The organism is Pusillimonas sp. SM2304, assembly GCF_031628915.1.
Taxonomy (GTDB): Bacteria; Pseudomonadota; Gammaproteobacteria; order Burkholderiales; family Burkholderiaceae_B; genus Pusillimonas_C.
In genome coordinates, this window is record NZ_JAVLUJ010000002.1 from 1,172,374 (window position 1) to 1,191,501 (window position 19,128).

The following is a 19,128-nucleotide window of genomic DNA, read 5'->3' on the forward strand; positions in this document are numbered from 1 at the left end:
CTGGGCAGGCTCCACGCCATGCATTGCCATGATTAGAAAAACAATCGGTACGACAATCCGATCTGGGTCGAGGCGCGCCCATCTCCCTGCCGCGCCGCTGTGTGCAAATAAAATATCCGCAGGTGGTCATTGCCCAACACGGATCCGCCGGCGCCGACATTCACGACGGGACCCCAGCCCTCTTCGCTGTCGTGCACATACCCGGCATCCAGAAACAGCCGCCACCGGCGCCAGTAAGCATTCTGATCGCTCGCGCCGAAACCGATCATGACCCCGTACTGCGTGAAATTTTCCGGAACGATGTCGGCCGCCGCCAGCGAATAGTTGGCCGGCAGCAGCCTGCGCATGGCGTGAATGACGTTATCGCTCGCCGAATAGATGCCGCGTATCGCCGTCAACCGCACGCTCCAGTCCGGATAAGACGGCACGATCCTGTAGCCCAGGTCCGCCGAGAATTCCAGCCCGCGTCCAATATATGTACGGTCCTGGTCCCGCAGGCGGCTGGCTTCGGCACTGCCCCACAAGAACCAGCGCGACTCCGGGTCCCATTGAACGCTTACCCTAGCCAGGTCCTTCACGCCTGCCACCTGCAGCGCCTGCGACAGATCGGTAAACTGGTTCAGGCCCAGCATGAACGAGGTCTTGAATTCGGACTGCCGGTTCAGGTCGGCGCGCAGGCTGACGGTATAGAACGTATCCCAGGCATCGCGCGCCCCGACCGTCAAGGAAAATTTTCGATCGGGCGTGGCGTTGTACAGCGTGAAATTGAATTCCTGGTCATGCGACGGCACCCACGCCAGTATGCTGCGGTCTTTCGTCTTCTGATTGCGGTTGATCGCTTCCAGGCCTATGCCCCAGCGGCTCGTCAACTTCAAGCCGCCCACCAGCGTGGTCTGCACATATTCCAATGGATCGGTATCGACATACGCCACATCGGCGCCCACCGCCGGGCGGTCGTGCATCAGGGTATCGACCATCAACTGATGGCGGGTATCGCTCTGTGGCGCGCCTTCCACAGCGGCGAACGCCCGAGTCTGCGCTTCTTCGAACCGGCCAGTGCGCGCAAGCGCGTCAATACGGTTTTCAGTCGTTATGTTCTTTCGCCTGTCATCCAGCAAACGCGCCAGCCCGCGGCGGTCATCGGCGGCCAGCGCCAGCGTCACCTCGGCATCGACCGGCCTGAGCAGGCGGTCGGTATATTGCCTGGCCAGCCAGGCCCGCGCCAGGTCATACTCTTCACCACTCAATGACCAGGCCAGCACCACCTCTTTCGCCGTTGCGCCAATGACATCGCCGCGCCCAACCACGCCGGCTGGCGTGATCACCCGATCCTCGAGCGCCAGCGCTGCGCCAGGCAGGACTTCCGCAAGCCTGGGCAGGCCCGTGCTGTTCGCCAGAATCGATCGCGCCACCTCGATGCTCTCAGGCGAGCGCCCTTCCTGCTCCAGAAGCTGGATCAGCAGCCCCCGCGAATAGTCGCCATTGGCCAGCATCTGGCTCAGCGCCACGCGCGCCGCATCTTGGCTGCGCGCCGTGGGCGCGAGCGGACCGAACAGATCGGGCGCCGCGCCCCGCCCAGCGGCCAGCGCCGGATCGTCCTGCTGCTTCTGCGCCGCTTTTTCCCGTAAAAGCGTCCAGGCCAGCTTGCGGATGTTCCACGCCCGCTCGGCATGGCCGGATATTTCCTCGGCATCGGCAAGCGCCATCAGCCACAGGGGATCGTCGCCCAGGCTCAGGCGCTGCTTGCGCAGATAATGCACCGCCCGGACGGCATTGCCCATACGCATCTCGGCAGCTGCAAAAGCCCCCCAGTATTCAGGGTTGACCTGGGCAACCGGACGCCATTGATGCATGGCGACCCTGAGCTCGTCTTCCGAACCGAAATCGATCAGCGTCCATAAGTAGGAAATCCGGGTGTCGTCGGTGACGTCAGGCAAATACATGGCCTGGCGCAGATCCGCCAGCGCGGCATCCCAACGCTGGGTTTTGGCGTAATAATCGGCGCGCGCGGTCAGCAATGGGCTTGAATGCCCGAAGTAATCCTGCTGCCTGGGCGTCAGTTCGTTCAGCATCTTTTCGATCCGCGGCCAGGCGCGAGCGCTCGTATACAGGCGCAAGGCCGACTGCAGTGCGGCGGGCGAGCCATCGTTCTGGAACTGCATTTCTGCAATCCGGCCGCCGTCTATCGGATGGCGGGCATACAGATAGGCCAGTGTATTCAGGTCGGAACCGGTCGCCGCTCCGGTCGCCAGCAGATGGCGATGCGCGACAATGGCGTCTTCATTGCTTTGCGTCAGGCTGGCCAGCTCTCCGTACAGGCGCCAGTAGGGCACCGTCTCTGGCTCGTCTCCCGTTATATCGCGCACCGCGCGCAGCCTGACCAAGGCGCCGGCAAGATCGCCTTGCGCATAATCCATGCTGGCCAGCCGCTTGGCGTACAGGTGCGGATGGTCGCCAATCCGGGCAAGTTCTTCGTAGGCCTCCCGGGCGGCACCATCGTTGCCCGAACGGACGGCCAGATCGGCATAACGCTCAAGCATGGGGACGCGCAGGGACCCATGCGCGCGGCCCCGTAGGTAAGCCAGGCCCGCCTCCGGCTGGCCCAGGGCCTCGTAAGTGCTCACCACCTGATCCAGCAGCGCGGCATCGCCGGGCGCTCGCCCGGACAGATACTTCAGCGCGGCAAGCTGCGCGGCATTATCGCTGAGCTGCCCGGACAGCCTCAGCACGCTGGCCCAGGCCTGTACGTCGCCGGAAGCCTGGGCATACTGCAGCCAGTAGCGCAATGCCAACTGGGGGTGGCTGTTCCACTCGGCCACCTGGGCCAGGCGCGGCGTCCATATCAATGGGTCCATTCCCTCGGCCAGTGCGCTTTGCGCGGTCCGTTCCGCATCATTCAGTTGACGGCTTTCCACCAGCGCCCGGAATGCGACATCCAGATCGTTTTCCCGCTGGGTGGTGTTCTCGCCGGCCGGCATGCCGGCCGCATCCGCCACCGCGACCCGGACTGCAGCGTCCGCAACCCTGAAATCGGCATACCGGGCCGGCAAGCCGGCGGCGCGCCACATATCGGACTGGCCGATCCGGTCGTAAGCATCCCGGCGGGCCAGGCCGGTGCCGAGCGGCGCGCGCCGGCTTTGCTTCGTCGCTTTGATCAGCTCGCGCGCATAGTGCGCCATCAGGTCGGTACGATGCGCCTGGCGCGCCAGGTTGATCAGGTAGCGCAAGGTGCCTGGGTCGTCCATCAGGTCGCCCACCCGCTGCTCGCCTTCGACGCAGGCCTGCGCCACGTCGCCGCTGGCGACAAAAGCGCCCAGGCCTGCTTGAAAATAGCGGCTTCTTGCATCACGGGAGCCCGCTGCGGCCTGGGCGGCGAAATAAGCGGAAGCCGCTTCCTGGTATGCCTGCCGGCCCAGCGCAAAGTCCCCCAGCTTCTCTTGCCAATGCGCCGTGTTGCCGCTATCGGCTTGCGCCAGTGCGCGATAGTAATGAAGCATGATGGCGTCGGCGCCGGTTTCCTGCGCTTTCTGCGCCATCCATTTCATGGCCGGCAGATCCCACTGCAGCGACAGGGTCTGTTCCATGGCGCCATGCAGGCGCCGCATCAGTTCTGTACGCTGCGGGTCGCCAGGGGCGAACTCATAGGCGTACTGTTCAAGGGCAGTGACTTCCAGCATCAGTGTGCGCTGCCGGGTCTGATCGCCGTCCAAGGACTTCAGCCGGTCGACGACACGCAGCATGGACGCCCATTGCCCGGCCTGCATGTATTCGGCCAACAGGGCATTCCACCCCGCCGCCGCATCGGGCACGCCGCCCGACAAGCGCGTCTGCCGTTGCGTCCAGGCCGCCAGATAGGCCTCGTCGTTACCCTGCACCGGCGCCAGGGCCAGCACTTTATTCCAGGCCTCCTGGTCGTCCGACCCTTGCGCGTACTCCAGCCAGTATTTCAAGGCAGTGCCCGGATGATTATTCCATTGCGCCGCCTGGGCCAGCCGCGCGCTCCAGGCCACGCTATCCAGGCCGGCTTCCAGCGCCATCCGCGCCACCTGCTCGGCGTCGTCCAGGGCAGTGCTTTCGATAAAGGCCTGATAGACGAGCTGATATTCTTCTTCCAGCCCCGCCATGTCCGCAGCAGCGTCGTGGCGGCCTGATTGCGCATCCGCCGCAATCAGGACAATATGCGCGCCGACGTTGTTGCGCACATGCTGTGTACCACGGGAAGCATTCAGCAGCGCACGCGCGTACACGGCCACCAGATCGCTGCGGTTGGCCTGGCGGGCCAGAGCAAGCAGATAACGCAGTGTCTGGCTGTCGGTCGCCAGCACGCCCAGCCGCTGCTGGGCTTCCGTACATGCCTGCGCAACCTTATCCGCCGATTCCAGGACCTGCAAGGCCTTGATGAAATAATGCCGTTTTTCATCGAGCGCGGTCGCCGTTTCATAGGCCGAAAAGAACGAGAAGGCGGCTGTTTCGTATGCCTGGGTGGCCAGGGCCACCTCGCCCAGCCTGGCTTGCCATCTTGCGGCGTTGTCGATATCGGCCAGGGCCAGCTTTTGATAGAAGCGCAGCATCACATCGTCGGCGCCCGCCGCCCGGGCCTTTTCCGCCAACGAGCGCATGGCGGCGACACTCCAGGGAAACTCGGTCGCTTCCTGCAAAATCTGGTTCAGGCGCGCCACGCCTTGCGCCCGCTCGGGAACATCGGCCGGCTGGGCATAGGCCATCTGCTCGGTGGCGACCAGCTCAAGAAAGAAAGCCTTCTTCTTGCCGGTATCGTCCTGCGCCACGCGCAAAAGGCGTTTGGATACCTCCAGCGCCGATTGCCAGCGGCCCAGCTCAAGATACTGCATTGCCAGTGAATCCAGGTACATGGGCGAATCGGGCTCAACCAACAGCCATGCTTCCAGATAGGCGACCGAAATCATTGACGCCCTTTGCGTCGCCAGGGTACGGGTCTGCACGTCGGCCCGCGGGTACGCGGCCGCCAGTGCAGCGATCACAACGGCGCCAATCAACACAGATAGCCACATGGGGCATAGTTGGTCCCGGTTCCTATTCACAATGCACCCTGATCGAATGAAAGGCAACGGGCTTGGCGACGTGGCCCGCTACATCGAGCCGCCACGTGTCTGCACTGCGCCTGGATTGCCGGGCGCCGCCCGCTACGCTTGGCGTGCAGCCGGACATGTCCGCGAACTGCACAAAAGGCTTGTAGTAGCCGCCAAGATCAAACTGCATGTCGCGCCCCTGGCGCTGAAAATTCCTGATGAAGCCGGATGCTTCGCGTACATAGGGCATGTTTTGCTGCGCGGCGGAACGCATGCGGAAAGAAGCCTGATCGCCGCCCATATGGATGTACAGTCCGCCGGGCCCAGGCATGTATCCCGCAATGCCCGTGGCGCCGGACAGTTCCGGAACCCCCTGGCCGGGCCAGCGCAGCTGCCGCAAGTCGGTTCCCGACCGCACCAGCCAGCGGTCCCCTTCCCTGGCAACCGCTACCCGCCGCCACTGCAGCACGCGCCGGATGTAATCGGTCGTATAGATGGGGAAGATGGCTTGTTTCATGACCGCGTCGAAGACCTCTTCCAGCGCTCTGAGCGAAGCCTTCTTGGTGGCCGAATAAAAGTGGTAGTAGATATTCAGGGCCTTGAACCGGATGGGTTCATTCGTCATGGAAAACGTTTCAAGCACCCGGTTGAAGCCATAGAATGGCCCCAGCCAGTCGTTCGTATAGACGTTCTCGTTCATGGTGGCGGCATAGACCTGGTATTCGTCGGGGGCATCCCCCTTGGCCACACCGTAAGGAGCGATATTGGTCCAGCTGCTTCTGCTTTTGGTGATCACCGTAGAACCGCCGTTGATGCTCAGCACGCCGGCCTGCGCCGCTTTGCGCAAGGCAATGGCGGGCGCTTCGGCATCGCCGGTCCACAAGATGGCTTCAACCTGCTTGCCCGGAGGCGCCAGGCGCTGGTTGATGTAATCGATCGAACCAAAGATCTCCCGGTCCAGATCAAACTCATAGCCTGGGATGTTCAAGGAAAACGGATCGGCTTCCTCTTCCGCGGTTTGAAAGAAAGGCTTGACGCGCTTGCCGCTGGTGTTGTCGATTTGCCATAGAAAAAAAGGATGCGAATAGGTGTGGCTGGCTATTTCGATATGGGGAAGCGCAAAGATCTTCCTGGCAATAGGCTCCAGCAAGGGGCTCAAGGCCGGGTACTCGCCGGCCGGGCCAATTTCACCCTCGATCACCGACATCGTCATCGGAATGGGGTACTTGGTCAGGATGCGGTCATGAAGCACCTGCCCGCTGAACTGATTGGGTGCGCTGGAAAACTCCGTTCTCGACACAAAGCCATCGCCATCGACCTGGGTGAACATCAAGCGGCGGCCATTTTCAGAGGTCACGTCGGGCACGGGCATGTCAGGCAGCCGCAACGCCGCCTTCAGAAAATCCAGCGGCTGGAAGGCCAGGCGGTATTGCGTAATGGCATCCTGCGACACCACACCGTATGGGTCCAGCACATAGCCGCCCCACGAGGTCATGGCCGCCGCATCGTAGATATAGGAGCCGAACTTCAGGCGTAACAGGGACTGGTCCGCTGTTCCCGCCCTGATACCTACCGCGGTGCGCACATCGGGCACCGGCAAGGTTTCGAAACCGATCAAGGGCGCATGGCTGACGATCTGCGGCGTGCTACCCGGCGGCACCGTCCCCGCTACCCCTTCCAGGCCCAAAGCCGCCGCCGTGGGCCCGTCCATCGCAAAACCAAAATGGCCCACGACGGCAACCGGCAGCCCCTCGTTGATGCGCGCCAGCAGCCACTGGCGCCAGATACCGGCCCGGGCAGCCGGTTGGCTCATGGCCACCACAATGCCCGCATAGCGGTCGCTGCCGATATCGGCAGGCAAACTCTGCCTGTTGATGTCCACATAGCGGATGTCATACCCCAGGTAATTCAAAGGCATGGACAAGCCAATCACGCCTGTGCTCTGTTCCAGCGTGATGTTTTTCGGCAGGGATTGCACAATCAGTATCTTGCGCGGCATCACTTCAATGCGCCCTATTCCCACAATGCCCACGCCGGGCGCGGTGACAAACGGCTGTACGCCATCCTGTATCAGGCGTTGCGCCAGATCGCGTCTGCAGCGCTTGTCCGCGGGGCGGCAGTAGTCGATGGCAATCACCGGCAAATGCGATTCGGCCTGCAGCTGCCTGACTTCGTCCAGCATGGAGGCACGCTCGGTTTCCGGCACTTTGCCCATCAAGCCGCCATATCCGCCGGGATGCTGGTACAGCGAATCAAGCACCCATGCATCAAGCTGGCCGGCACGGGCACGCGCCACGGCAATATGATTGCGCAACATCAGCCTGGCTTCGGGGTAGTGCGCGCGGATGGCATCGATCAGGGCGAGCACGCCGGCATCGGGGCCCGCCGCGCCGGTATCAGCCTTGGCGCCATCGTCCAGAAGAAAACCGCGATAGCCTGCGTCCCACAGGGGCTGGAGCCGGGCGCGAACGAACTGGCCGGCCGCATCGGCGGATTGATGCTTCCAGGCCCTTAAATCCAGCCTGGCGAACCAGGACGTATGCGGGGCAAGCGCGGGCGCCGGACGCTTCGCGCGGGCGGGATCGATCACGACGACATCAAAAGCCTGCAGCTCGTCAATGGGCAGCGTATTCTGGTAATAAAACGCCACATTGACCCGCGCCGCCGCCTGCGCGGACGTTTTCACTGCCTCCGCCGCGTGGGCGAAGAGGTGCAGGCCCGACGCCAGCAACAAACCTGACACAAGCACCCACCGGCGCCACAGCCCCCAATCTATGTGGAACCCTGCGCCTGTCGGCCTGCCCCGGCGGCCGGCCGGCAGGCGGGATACGGCATTCCCCTTGTTGTTCTGTGTCTTAGCCATACAAGTGCCACCGGTTCAAACCACACATTCACACGGAATTAACACACCGAAACTTTTATTTGCTTTTAAGTAGCATAAAGACACTGCGACAGGCGTACATAAGCCGGATGTCCTAGGGGCTCGTCTCGCACCGTACTAGGCGTTCTGGCCGACGGGACTAACCCTAGTGAAATTTTCATAGAGAGCCCTAAGGTTTACACCTATAAATTCGCGGCTCAAAACGGTGCGCAGCCGATCGGAAGCATTCATCCGGATCCGCAAAAAAATGCTTAACGCTGGACGGAAAAACAGCTCGGAGCGCCCTCCCTGTTTTCACGATATTTACATCTAGGCCAAAAGGCCATCCAGGGCTTACGCCATATAACGCATGTTGACGCTGTCTTACATCCCTATCATTGACTTGCAAATGCGTTTCCATACGTAAAAACCGCAGCAAAAGTTCACTTTGGTTGGTACTCGAGCATTGGGAGGGCGCGTCACATGAAGCTGTCAATCGCACTTGCGCTTTCCCTTGTGCTGGCTTTGACCGGCACGCTTGCCGAGGCGCAAAACAATGCCGGCAAGAGCCATGGCGCCAAGCACAACGCCACCAAGACGAACGGCGCGAAGCAGAACGGGGCCAGGAATGGGGTGATCAAGAGCAACTTGCCTGAAACCGCCATGGACAAACTCGCCACGGAACAAGAACAGAAAACGATCTTCGATGACCCGCTGCAAGGCGTGATCACCAACAGAACCGTGACGGTGCTGGGCAATGATTTCTACCAGTATTTTTCGGCTTACTGGAATGAAATCGCCCAGCAAAGCCGATATTCGCTGGCAGTGTACGAGCGGCCAACCGCGCGTTGGGGCAGCGAAGTCTGGATACAGTTTCGCCAGGAACGCGTGTTCCACACATTTTTGTCGCCAGCCCGCCAGGCCGCCAAAGGCGTCGCCGAGGCTGCCGCCGACATTGTCGAACAAAACATTATGCGGACAGAAATTCAACGCATGACCTTCAAAGATCAGGATCTGGCGCCTGAAGAGCTGTAACCCCAAAGGAGAAGAAGATGTCCAGACAAAAGCAAACTCGAGTTCACCGCGCGGCACTGGCACTGCTCATGTGCGCCGGCACGGCATCCGTAGGCGCCACCGAATTGGTGTACTACCCCCTTAACCCCTCTTTCGGCGGCAATCCATTGAACGGCCCCGTTCTGCTGAACTCGGCCATCACCACCAGCAAGCACAAAGGTCCTGATGTCAATGATCGATCCGGCATCGAAGAGCGCACACCGCTGCAGAATTTTCAGGAAAGCCTGGAGCGGTCGATTCTGAACCGCTTGTCGACGGCCGCTGCCTCGAAACTGTTCGATGAGCAAGGCAACTTCGTACCCGGCACCCTGCAGACCGAGAACTTCATCATTACCATCGCCGATATGGGCGGCGGCATATTCTCGGTGACCACGCAAGACAAGGCCTCGGGCAACATCACCACCTTCGAGGTCAGCAGCCTGGGGGGCATGTGATGAACGGGCCGGCATGGCGTGGCAGCCTATCGCCCACACGACGTACCGCCCAAACGGGCCTGGCCGTGTTTTTCTGCGTGCTGGTTTCAGCGTGTGCCCTCCCCAAGGAACCTTCCCAAGTCGCCAATGCGGCGCAGCTGACGCCTGCAACGCCGTCAACGCACGACCTGAGGAATCTCCCCCCGCCCACCGGGAGGATCACCGCCGCCGTCTACGGTTTCAGGGACCAGACCGGCCAGTACAAACCGGCGCCGGACAGCTCGTTCTCGACATCGGTTACCCAGGGCGCGGCCTCCATGCTGGTCAAAGCCTTGAAAGAGTCCGGCTGGTTCACGCCGGTAGAACGTGAAAGCTTGCAAGAGCTCTTGACGGAGCGCCGTATCGTACGGGCGCTGGATGGCTCCCAGGACAATGCGCCCGGCATACAGATCCCCGCCCTCGTTCCCGCCTCTGTATTGATCAATGGCGGGATTCTCTCCTACGAAAGCAATGTGCGCACCGGGGGCCTGGGCGCACGATTCCTGGGTGTGGGTCTATCCACCCAATACCGGGTGGATCAGGTCACGGTCGGGCTGCGCAGCGTCGACATACGCACCGGCCGGGTTCTGCAAACCGTGTCCACCACCAAGACCATATTTTCGTATGAAATCCGTCCAAGCGTCTTCAAGTTCGTGAACTTCAAGGACTTGCTCGAGGTCGAGGGCGGCATTACCCGCAACGAACCCGCGCAGCTGTGCGTGAAGGAAGCCATCGAGGCCGCCGTCATTCATCTGACTGTGCAAGGCGTGAAGGACGGGAACTGGGCGCTGGCGAACCGGGCCGACTGGGATCTGCCTATTTTCCAGAAATATTTGCAGGAAGAACAGACTTATGCGCTGACTTTGCCCGACGATGCGGCACCCGATACGGCAGGCCAGAACACATCCGCCACGAATTAAACGGTAGCCCAGTTCAAACGAACTTACCGAGTAATGTGGATCCGGTTCTAAAGACCGCCGGATACACAGCAGGGATCAGGTCTTTATTTTGAGGAGAAACACAAATGAATATCAAACTTTCCGCTTTGGCCCTGGGCATTACCCTTGCATATAGTGCTACTGCCGCGATGGCCGCCAACAATGCCGACGTCAACCAGACTGGCGATGACAACAAAGCCTACATCACCCAGCACTACAACCACAACACGGACGCCACCATCAACGCCCGGGGCGACGACAACTACGGTGCGATCCAGCAATGGGGCAACAATGACAGCAATGCCAAGATCGACGTATGGCGGGGCGATGGCGACACAAGCTATATCAACCAGTTCGGCACACAACGCACCAGTGCCAACATCGACGTATACCGTGGCGATGACAACTACAACGTCATCGATCAAAGCAATACGCGCAACACCACGGCGCTGATTTCAACGTCGGGGGACCGAAACGACAACTCGATCAGCCAAACCAACGTTCGCGACGCATCCGCCAAGGTCTATCAATCGGCAGACCGCAGCAAGACCAACATCGAGCAAAGCGGTTTGCATGCCTATGACACTGGCCGCTATCAAGTGGCTCGCATCGACCAGTTTTCCGGCAGCCGCCACGATGCCAATATCGTCCAGAAGGGTGATCGCGTGAATGCCTCGATCGAGCAAGGCGGACGCAGCAACGATGCCGCGATCTATCAGGTCGGTTGGGGCAACAGCTACTCCGATACCGTCCTTGCCACCGTCTTCCAGGACGGCCGGGACAACAATAGCTACACAGAACAGACCGGCCAGGACCTTTATTCCAAGGTCGTGCAAGTCGGCAACCACAACCAATCCAACGTGGTCCAGTTCGGCGCCAATCATAACTCCAGGGTATACCAGAGCGGCAACGGCAACGTCAGCAACGTGGTCCAGACCGGATGGTAAACAGGCTGGCGGCAAGCGATTAATCAGCCTGCACGCGCACGGGCCTGGCTTGCCGGGTCCGTGCTTTTTTGTCTTTGCTATGTCCATTCGAGGAAACCGACATGAATGCAGATGCCGACATCCAAGTCTGGCTGGAAACCATTGCCCGCACCCAGCCTCGCGTCATCGTTCCCTATGTGCAAAGCGCCCAGAACGGCTCCTTGCGTTACAAGATGCGCGCCACCAGGCAGGGGCCTGGGGGCCGATCCGTGATCTCCCAGGGGGGCACCATCGAGATCACCGCCGGGACGCCGGCCGCCCTGGGACGGTTGGCCATCAGCCGCAGCCCGGATGATGATTGCCAGATAGAATTGACGATCCAGAACGGAAGCGGCACGGGCCCCGGCGCCAGCCGGGATTATCAATTTTCTTGCCCGGATTGAAATATTGGTGTATCAATATAACGATACATTAACAAATCTTTTGTTTCGGCGTTTTAAGGCGTTTAATCGTAATATATGTTTTTATATGTTAGAAAAATAATCTGTAGCTCACAATTAGTTTCGCCGTAGCGAACGGGAAATGGTGGGTAGGCACCCGTTTACATCGAAGCGAACGCCACTGGGGAGTAATGCGACATGCCCATTATTATTGTCGTTGAGCCGCATCCACTACTACGGCTAGGTATTCTGCAACTATTGTCCGCCTGCCTGCCGGACAGCCACGCCAAAGGCATCGACTATTCCGCCTTGTCTGAAGTCCACGCAGAGGATCAAGGTTGCGAGCTGCTGATGCTTTCCATCCCCTCGTTCGAAGACATTCAAAAACTCACCGCTGCCGCAAGCCACGCCTACGATCCCAAGTCCATTCTTTTGCTTTCGGAAAGCAGCAGCATGCCCGACTGGGTGCATAATTGCCCGCCGACCGTTGCCGGTTACGTTCCCAAGAATGCCGCGCCCGAAGTCTTGCAGGCCTCGGTCAAGCTGGTCCTGGCGGGAGGAACGTGCTTTCCTTTGCGGTCCAGCCCAAGCGCCGCCGAAAAGCAGCCGCAACCCGCCACGCTGGTTCAACACCTGGAACCCATAAGCTGGCCCGATGCGGGTGCCGCGGCCACGGTGGCCAATACGCCGGCCTCTGAATGCGAAAAACTGGGCTTGACCCCCAGGCAGTATGAAGTACTGGTTCTGCTGGCGCGCGGCTATCCCATGAAAACGGTTGGACGCCTGCTGAATATTTCAGTCGCCACAGCCAAGGCCCATACAGAAATGCTATACCAGCGGCTGGACGTACACAGCCGGAATGCGGCGGTGTACGTGGCGGTGTCGCGGGGAGCCACCTTGGGCTGGCCCAATATCAAGACGGCCAAGCAGCAGGCGGCCCTAAGCTGACCCGGTCCGCCCGCGCGGCGTGATGGCCTTTACAGCAGCCCCATTTGCAGGCGCGCCGGCTCGCTGATCATTTCCCGGCTCCATGGCGGGTCCCACACCAGATCCACCTTGACTTCGTCCACGCCGTGAATGGACAGCAGCTTGCCGCGCGCTTCGTCGGCAATGAAGGTGCCCATGCCGCAACCGGGAGCGGTCAGCGTCATTTGGACTTCGATGCGATACAGTTCGTCGGCGACAGGCAGTACTTTGCAGCTGTAGACCAAGCCCAGGTTGACGATATCGACAGGGATTTCGGGGTCATAGCAGGTCGCCAGCAAGCTCCAGGCGGCATCTTCGACAGACTGGGCGGTCACCGGGCCATCATGCACGTGCAAAGCGTCTTCGGTGGGCTCGAAACCCAGGGCGTCGCCATCCACGCCTTCGACCCGGTAAAGATTGCCTTCGACCATGACGGTATAGCTGCCGCCCAGCTGCTGCGTAATCGTGGCTTCGCAGCCTTTCTCGATGGTGACGGGCGAACCGTAGGGAACCGTCACGGCAGGGCAATCCCGGCTGACGATGACGTCTTGACGCGTGTAACTCATGATTGGCCTCTTTATTCAGTGCGCGCCGTATCGCGCGCCTGCGTAATCGCGTTGTGCAAAGTATGCCAGGCCAGCGTGGCGCACTTGACCCGCGCCGGAAACTCGCGCACGCCGGACAGGACCTCAAGCTTGCCGAAGTCGCGCGCTTCCGGGTGCGCTTCGGTCAGCATCGCATGCATATCGCGGAACAGCGCCTCGACCTCTTCCACCCGCTTGCCCTTGACCGCTTCCGTCATGAGTGATGCCGATGCGGTCGAGATGGCGCAGCCATGGCCAACGAAACTGGCCTGCTCGACGACGCCATCCTTGACGACGGCATATACGGTAAGCTGATCGCCGCACAGGGGGTTGTGCCCATCGGCACGGTGATTGGCATCGTCGATCGCATGAAAGTTGCGCGGGTGGCGGTTGTGATCGAAGATCACCTCCTGATAAAGCTCGCGTAAATCACTGTGTTGATCGCTCATGCTTACTGCCCTGTTCCAAATAACTTTTGTGCCTTGCGCAATGCAGCCATCAGCGCGGTCACATCGTCTTCCGTGTTGTACAGGGCCAGCGAGGCGCGCGCCGTGCCCGGTATGCCGAAACGGGTCATCAGCGGCATCGCGCAGTGATGGCCCGCGCGGATGGCGACCCCTTCCGTGTCAAGAATGGTGCCCAGATCGTGCGGATGTATGCCGTCCACCACGAAGGACAATATGCCGGCCTTGTCGGCGGCGGTGCCGATCAGGCGCACGCCGGGCAAGGACGACAGCTGCGCGGTCGCCAGATCGAGCAGGTGATGTTCATGGGCGGCGATGTTGTCCAGCCCGATGCCGCACACATAGCGAATGGCGGCATCCAGGCCGATCACGCCGGCGATATTGGGCGTGCCCGCTTCGAATCGCTGCGGCACATCGGCATACGTCGTACGCTCGAAGCTGACGGTGTGTATCATGTCGCCGCCACCCTGCCAGGGGGGCATGTCCTTCAAGATATCGTAGCGCGCATACAACGCGCCGATGCCGGTGGGGCCATAGAGCTTATGGCCCGAGAAGGTATAGAAATCACAGCCGATCGCCTGAACATCGACGACCTGGTGAGCCACCGCCTGCGCGCCGTCCACCAGCACCAGCGCGCCCGCCTCGTGGGCCAGGCGCGTCATCTCGGCAACCGGGTTGATCGTGCCCAGCGCATTGGAAATATGCACGATGCCGACCAGGCGGGTGCGGGCCCCGAGCAATGCCCGGTACGCATCCAGATCGAGCTCGCCGCTGTCGGTGACGGGCACGACGCGCAAACGCGCGCCAGTCTGCTCGCACAGCAACTGCCACGGCACAATATTGGAATGGTGCTCCATCCCGGTAATCAGGATTTCATCGCCCTCTTTCAGGTTCGCCCGGCCCCAGCTATGGGCCACCAGGTTGATGGCTTCGGTCGTACCGCGGGTAAAGACGATTTCTTCCGGGCGCCCGGCATTGAGCAAGCGCCGGATGCTTTCACGTCCCTGCTCGTACAGATCGGTGGAATGCTGCGACAGCCAATGCACGCCGCGATGAATATTGGCGTTGGACTGCTCGTAATACTGGCTTTCGGCCTGTATGACTGCCGAAGGCTTTTGCGTGGTCGCGCCGTTATCCAGATACACCAGCCGGCGGCCTTTCAGCGGACGGGACAAGATGGGGAAATCGGCCGTACGGTTCAATTGCGGCGCGTGCGCGGCCGCGGTCGTCACTGCGTTCATGCAAACTCCCCCAATTCGGCGCCATCGGGCACCAGCGAGCGGATGGCGGTAACCACCCGGCGCCGCAGTGCCTCGGGCTCGATGCGCGATACCGCCTCGGCCGCAAACGCATAGGTCAGCACCCTGCGCGCGCTAGCTTCATCCAGCCCGCGCGTGCGTAGGTAGAACAGGCTGTTCTCGTCGATCTGGCCCACGGTGGCGCCATGGGCGCACTTGACGTCATCCGCATAGATTTCGAGCTCGGGACGCGCATCGGCCTTGGCCATGCGCGACAGCAACAGGCTGTCGGAGCGCTGCACCGCATCGGTCTTGTCGGCGCCGGGCGCCACCAGAATCCGCCCGCCGAAGACGCCGCGCGCGGTGTCGGCCAGAATGCCGCGATAGTATTCGCGGCTGACGCCATGCGGCCGGGAATGCCCGATCAGCGTGTGATGATCGACATGCCGGCGGCCGTTGACGTAGTACAGGCCGTTCAGCAGGGTTTCGCAATGATCGCCCGTAAAGTCGGTGGCGATGTCATGGCGCGCCAAACGGGCGCCGAACGACATGGAGTGCGAGTTGTACACCGAGCTTTTGGCCTGCACGACATCGATCGTGCCCAGATGGAAAGCCTGCTCGTCTTCCTGCTGCAGCTTCAGATGCGTAATATGGGCATCCGCCGCTAGTTCGGCCCGCGTCACAGCATTGGTCAGGCTGGCGCCGCTGCCCTGCCCAACGTAATGCTCGACAATGACGGCTTGCGAAGCGGCGCCGGCCTGGATCAGGTTGCGGGGAAAGCTTGCCGCTTGCTGGCTGGCGGCAATAAAGACAATGTGCACTGGTTTTTCGAGCGCTACGCCGCGCTCGAGGCGTATGACCGCCCCGTCGCTGGCCAGCGCAAGATTCAGCGCGACTGTGCTGGCGCCCTGGGTTTCCGCGCCGAACAGGCCTTGCACCGACTCGGGTGAATCGGCCAGCGCGCCCGACAGCGGCAGCACTTGGGCGCCCGGGGGCAACACACCGATATCGGAAAGATCCGGCGCGAACCGGCCATCGACAAAAACCAGCCAATGGCCGGCTTCGCCCGCCTTGATCCGGCTGGCCAGATCGGCGACGGACGACTGCGCAGCCGGCAGGAACTGTTGCTGCTCTAGAGACGCCAAGGAAGTGTGGCGCCAGCTTTCGTGCTTGGTAGTCGGCCAGCCTTCATCGGCGAATCGCTCGATGGCGCGTTTGCGCATGGCCGCAAGCCAGGGGATGCCGGCGCCTGTCAAACCCTGTTCGCGGGCCGCGAAGTCGGCCACCCAGGTTTGTACAGTGCTCATGCCGCGGCCCCTTTTTCCGTGGCCGCCAGTTCGCTGACCCAGCCGTAGCCGTGCTCTTCGAGCTCAAGCGCCAGTTCGCGGCCGCCCGAGCGGACAATACGTCCGCCCGCCAGCACGTGCACAAAGTCGGGTACGATATAGTCCAGCAGGCGCTGGTAGTGGGTGATGACGATCAGGGCGCGCTCGGGCGAACGCAAACGGTTGACGCCGTCAGCCACCACCTTCAGGGCATCGATATCCAGCCCGGAGTCGGTTTCATCCAGAATCGCCAGCTTGGGCTCGAGCAGGGTCATCTGCAGCACCTCATTGCGTTTCTTTTCCCCGCCCGAAAAGCCTTCGTTGACAGAACGGTAAAGAAATTCTTCACGCATGCCGACGGTTTTCATTTCAGCCTTGACGCGTTTGAGGAAGTCCATGGCGTCCAGTTCGGGCAGGCCCTGGTGGCGCCGCGCGGCGTTGACGGAAGCCCGCAGGAAATAGGCGTTGGATACACCCGGAATCTCGATGGGGTACTGAAACGCCAGGAACAGGCCCGACCGGGCGCGCTCTTCAATCGGCATGGATAAAAGGTCTTGCCCCATCCAGTCGACCGATCCGCGCTCTATGACATAGTCTTCGCGACCGGCCAATACCTGCGACAAGGTGCTTTTGCCCGACCCATTGGGGCCCATGATGGCGTGCACTTCGCCGGCTTTGACTTCCAAATTCAAACCACGCAGTATCGATTTTTCTTCAACCGAAGCGTGCAGATCCTTGATACTCAGCATTACTAGCCTCTCTATTAACCTACGCTGCCTTCCAGACTCACGCCGAGCAGGTTCTGTGCTTCGACTGCAAATTCCATGGGCAATTCCTTGAAAACTTCCTTGCAGAAGCCGTTCACGATCATCGATACGGCGTCTTCCGCGGACAGGCCGCGCTGCATGGCATAAAACAACTGGTCTTCGCCAATGCGCGATGCGGTGGCTTCGTGCTCGACGCTGGCCGACGGGTTCTGCACTTCCATAGTGGGGAAAGTATGCGCGGCGCAATGGCTGCCGATCAGAAGCGAGTCGCACTGCGTGTAGTTGCGCGCGTTCTCGGCCTTGGGCGTCACGCGCACCAGGCCGCGATAGGCATTGCTGCCGTAGCCGGCCGAGATCCCCTTGGAAATAATCGTGCTGCGCGTGTTGCGGCCGATGTGAATCATTTTGGTGCCCGTATCGGCCTGCTGGCGATGGTTGCTGAGCGCCACGGAGTAGAACTCGCCCGTGGAGTCGTCGCCGCGCAGGATCACGCTGGGGTACTTCCAGGTGATGGCCGAACCGGTTTCGACCTGGGTCCAGGAAATGCGCGAGCGCGCCCCGCGGCAGTCGCCGCGCTTGGTCACGAAGTTATAGATGCCGCCCTTGCCGTCTTTATCGCCCGGATACCAGTTCTGTACGGTGGAGTACTTGATCTTGGCATCGTCCAGCGCCACGAGCTCGACCACTGCGGCATGCAACTGGTTCTCGTCGCGCATGGGCGCCGTACAGCCTTCCAGATAGCTGACAGAGGCGCCCTCTTCGGCAATGATCAGGGTACGTTCGAACTGCCCGGTATCCTGCGCATTGATGCGGAAATACGTGGACAGCTCCATGGGACATCGCACCCCTTTGGGGATGAAGACGAAAGAGCCATCGGAAAAAACGGCGGAGTTCAAGGCGGCGTAGAAATTATCGCCCGGCGGCACCACGGTACCCAGGTATTTGCGCACCAGCTCCGGATGCTCTTTGACCGCTTCCGAGAACGAACAGAAAATCACCCCGACCTCGGCCAGCTGCTTGCGGAAGGTGGTGGCAACCGATACCGAGTCGAATACGGCATCGACGGCGACACCGGCCAGACGCGCCCGCTCGTGCAGGGGCACACCCAGCTTTTCGTAAGTGCGCAGCAGTTCGGGATCGACCTCGTCCAGGCTCTTGGGGCCGTCTTTCTTGCTTTTAGGGGCCGAATAGTAGCTGATATCCTGGAAGTCGATCGCGGGAAAGCTGACCTTGGCCCATTCGGGCAAATCCATGGTCAGCCAGTGGCGATACGCCGCAAGACGCCATTCGAGCATGAACTCGGGCTCGCCTTTTTTAGCCGACAACAGGCGGATGGTATCTTCGGACAGACCCTTGGGAATCGTGACCGATTCGATCTCCGTCACAAACCCCGCCGAATACTCGCGATCAAGAAAAGACTCGATAGGATCGGCAGCGGGTTTCACGGTGGGTTCGGTTAAGGAATTCATTTAGATTGACTCCATGTCGTGGGACGTGCTGCTTCAGTCCGGACACTAGATTTGGTAACCGGCTGCATGTTCATAGGAAATTCAATAGGTGTGCTGCGGATCATGTCGGCCACGCTGACATCTTCGAGCGTGCGCCTGACAATGGCATTGATGCGCTGCCAGTTAGTGCGTATGTGGCAGCCCGCTTCGACGCTACAGGCGCCCGGCAAAGCGGTGCATTCGGTCAGCCCGAAGGGCTGTTCTTCAAGTGCGTCTATAATATCGGCCACACTGATCTGGCTGGCTGGTTTTCCCAGCATGTAACCGCCGCGCGCGCCCCGGCTGCTAATGACCAGTTCGTGCTGGCCCAGCAGCTTCAGTATCTTGCTGACAGTCGGTTGACCCAGCCCCAATGTACTGGCCAGGTCCGACGCGCTGAATACACGGTCTGGGCTACCCGCCATATGGGTAAGCACCAGTGTCCCGTAATCGATGATTTTGCTGATACGCAGCACCCGCTGCCTCCGACTCGCTACAATAACCATATAGTACTGCTTTGGTACTGTATTCGTCAAACCGAAAACAGCGAAGCGCGGGG

At 60.8% G+C, this 19,128-nt stretch carries 15 protein-coding genes; 6 read left to right on the top strand and 9 right to left on the bottom strand.

Features of this window, described 5'->3' with window-relative positions:
• Positions 1 to 32: 32 nt before the first annotated feature.
• Together RE432_RS14510 and RE432_RS14515 are read right to left on the bottom strand one after the other, a co-directional pair.
• Positions 33 to 5,000, bottom strand: a complete 4,968-nt coding sequence (locus RE432_RS14510; RefSeq protein WP_310934123.1) for a tetratricopeptide repeat protein — start codon at positions 4,998 to 5,000, stop codon at positions 33 to 35.
• Between the two features lie 52 nt (positions 5,001 to 5,052).
• Positions 5,053 to 7,911, bottom strand: a complete 2,859-nt coding sequence (locus tag RE432_RS14515; protein WP_310934124.1) for an endo alpha-1,4 polygalactosaminidase — start codon at positions 7,909 to 7,911, stop codon at positions 5,053 to 5,055.
• A gap of 480 nt (positions 7,912 to 8,391) precedes the next feature.
• Between RE432_RS14515 and RE432_RS14520 the strand changes: the two genes are divergently transcribed.
• The 6 genes from RE432_RS14520 to RE432_RS14545 all read left to right on the top strand — a co-directional run bounded on the left by RE432_RS14520 (position 8,392) and on the right by RE432_RS14545 (position 12,686).
• Positions 8,392 to 8,943 carry a curli production assembly/transport protein CsgE gene (locus tag RE432_RS14520; protein ID WP_310934125.1) on the top strand — a complete coding sequence of 184 codons (552 nt, stop codon included), beginning with the start codon at positions 8,392 to 8,394 and terminating at the stop codon, positions 8,941 to 8,943.
• A 17-nt stretch (positions 8,944 to 8,960) separates the two neighbouring features.
• Positions 8,961 to 9,416 (top strand): curli assembly protein CsgF, encoded by a 456-nt coding sequence (locus tag RE432_RS14525; protein ID WP_310934126.1) that lies wholly within the window; start codon positions 8,961 to 8,963, stop codon positions 9,414 to 9,416.
• Positions 9,416 to 10,354: a CsgG/HfaB family protein gene (locus tag RE432_RS14530; RefSeq protein ID WP_310934127.1), complete on the top strand. Its 939-nt coding sequence runs from the start codon at positions 9,416 to 9,418 to the stop codon at positions 10,352 to 10,354. The genes RE432_RS14525 and RE432_RS14530 overlap by 1 nt, the downstream gene beginning before the upstream one ends.
• Positions 10,355 to 10,458: 104 nt before the next feature.
• Positions 10,459 to 11,319, top strand: a complete 861-nt coding sequence (locus RE432_RS14535; protein WP_310934128.1) for a hypothetical protein — start codon at positions 10,459 to 10,461, stop codon at positions 11,317 to 11,319.
• A 101-nt stretch (positions 11,320 to 11,420) separates the two neighbouring features.
• On the top strand, positions 11,421 to 11,741 hold the full coding sequence (gene csgH / locus RE432_RS14540) for a curli-like amyloid fiber formation chaperone CsgH (protein WP_310934129.1): 321 nt from the start codon (positions 11,421 to 11,423) through the stop codon (positions 11,739 to 11,741).
• A gap of 195 nt (positions 11,742 to 11,936) precedes the next feature.
• A complete protein-coding gene (locus tag RE432_RS14545) occupies positions 11,937 to 12,686 on the top strand; it encodes a response regulator transcription factor (protein WP_310934130.1) in 750 nt (249 codons plus the stop codon).
• 29 nt (positions 12,687 to 12,715) lie between these two features.
• Here the strand turns inward: RE432_RS14545 and sufT are convergent, their stop codons facing one another.
• The 7 genes from sufT to RE432_RS14580 are packed head-to-tail and all read right to left on the bottom strand — an operon-like array spanning position 12,716 to position 19,075.
• On the bottom strand, positions 12,716 to 13,270 hold the full coding sequence (gene sufT, locus RE432_RS14550; RefSeq protein ID WP_310934131.1) for a putative Fe-S cluster assembly protein SufT: 555 nt from the start codon (positions 13,268 to 13,270) through the stop codon (positions 12,716 to 12,718).
• Between the two features lie 11 nt (positions 13,271 to 13,281).
• Positions 13,282 to 13,737 carry a Fe-S cluster assembly sulfur transfer protein SufU gene (gene sufU / locus RE432_RS14555; protein WP_310934132.1) on the bottom strand — a complete coding sequence of 152 codons (456 nt, stop codon included), beginning with the start codon at positions 13,735 to 13,737 and terminating at the stop codon, positions 13,282 to 13,284.
• Positions 13,738 to 13,739: 2 nt separating this feature from the next.
• Positions 13,740 to 14,993, bottom strand: coding sequence for a cysteine desulfurase (locus tag RE432_RS14560; protein WP_310934133.1), 1,254 nt, complete (start codon positions 14,991 to 14,993; stop codon positions 13,740 to 13,742).
• Complete coding sequence (gene sufD, locus RE432_RS14565; protein WP_310934134.1) at positions 14,990 to 16,297, bottom strand: Fe-S cluster assembly protein SufD; 1,308 nt, start codon at positions 16,295 to 16,297, stop codon at positions 14,990 to 14,992. The genes RE432_RS14560 and sufD overlap by 4 nt, the downstream gene beginning before the upstream one ends.
• On the bottom strand, positions 16,294 to 17,064 hold the full coding sequence (gene sufC, locus RE432_RS14570; RefSeq protein ID WP_310934135.1) for a Fe-S cluster assembly ATPase SufC: 771 nt from the start codon (positions 17,062 to 17,064) through the stop codon (positions 16,294 to 16,296). Before sufC ends, sufD begins: the two co-directional genes overlap by 4 nt.
• A 14-nt stretch (positions 17,065 to 17,078) precedes the next feature.
• Positions 17,079 to 18,551, bottom strand: a complete 1,473-nt coding sequence (gene sufB / locus RE432_RS14575) for a Fe-S cluster assembly protein SufB (RefSeq protein WP_310934136.1) — start codon at positions 18,549 to 18,551, stop codon at positions 17,079 to 17,081.
• Entirely contained in the window at positions 18,548 to 19,075 is a 528-nt protein-coding gene (locus tag RE432_RS14580) for an SUF system Fe-S cluster assembly regulator (protein ID WP_310934137.1), read from the bottom strand. Before RE432_RS14580 ends, sufB begins: the two co-directional genes overlap by 4 nt.
• Between the last annotated feature and the right edge of the window lie 53 nt (positions 19,076 to 19,128).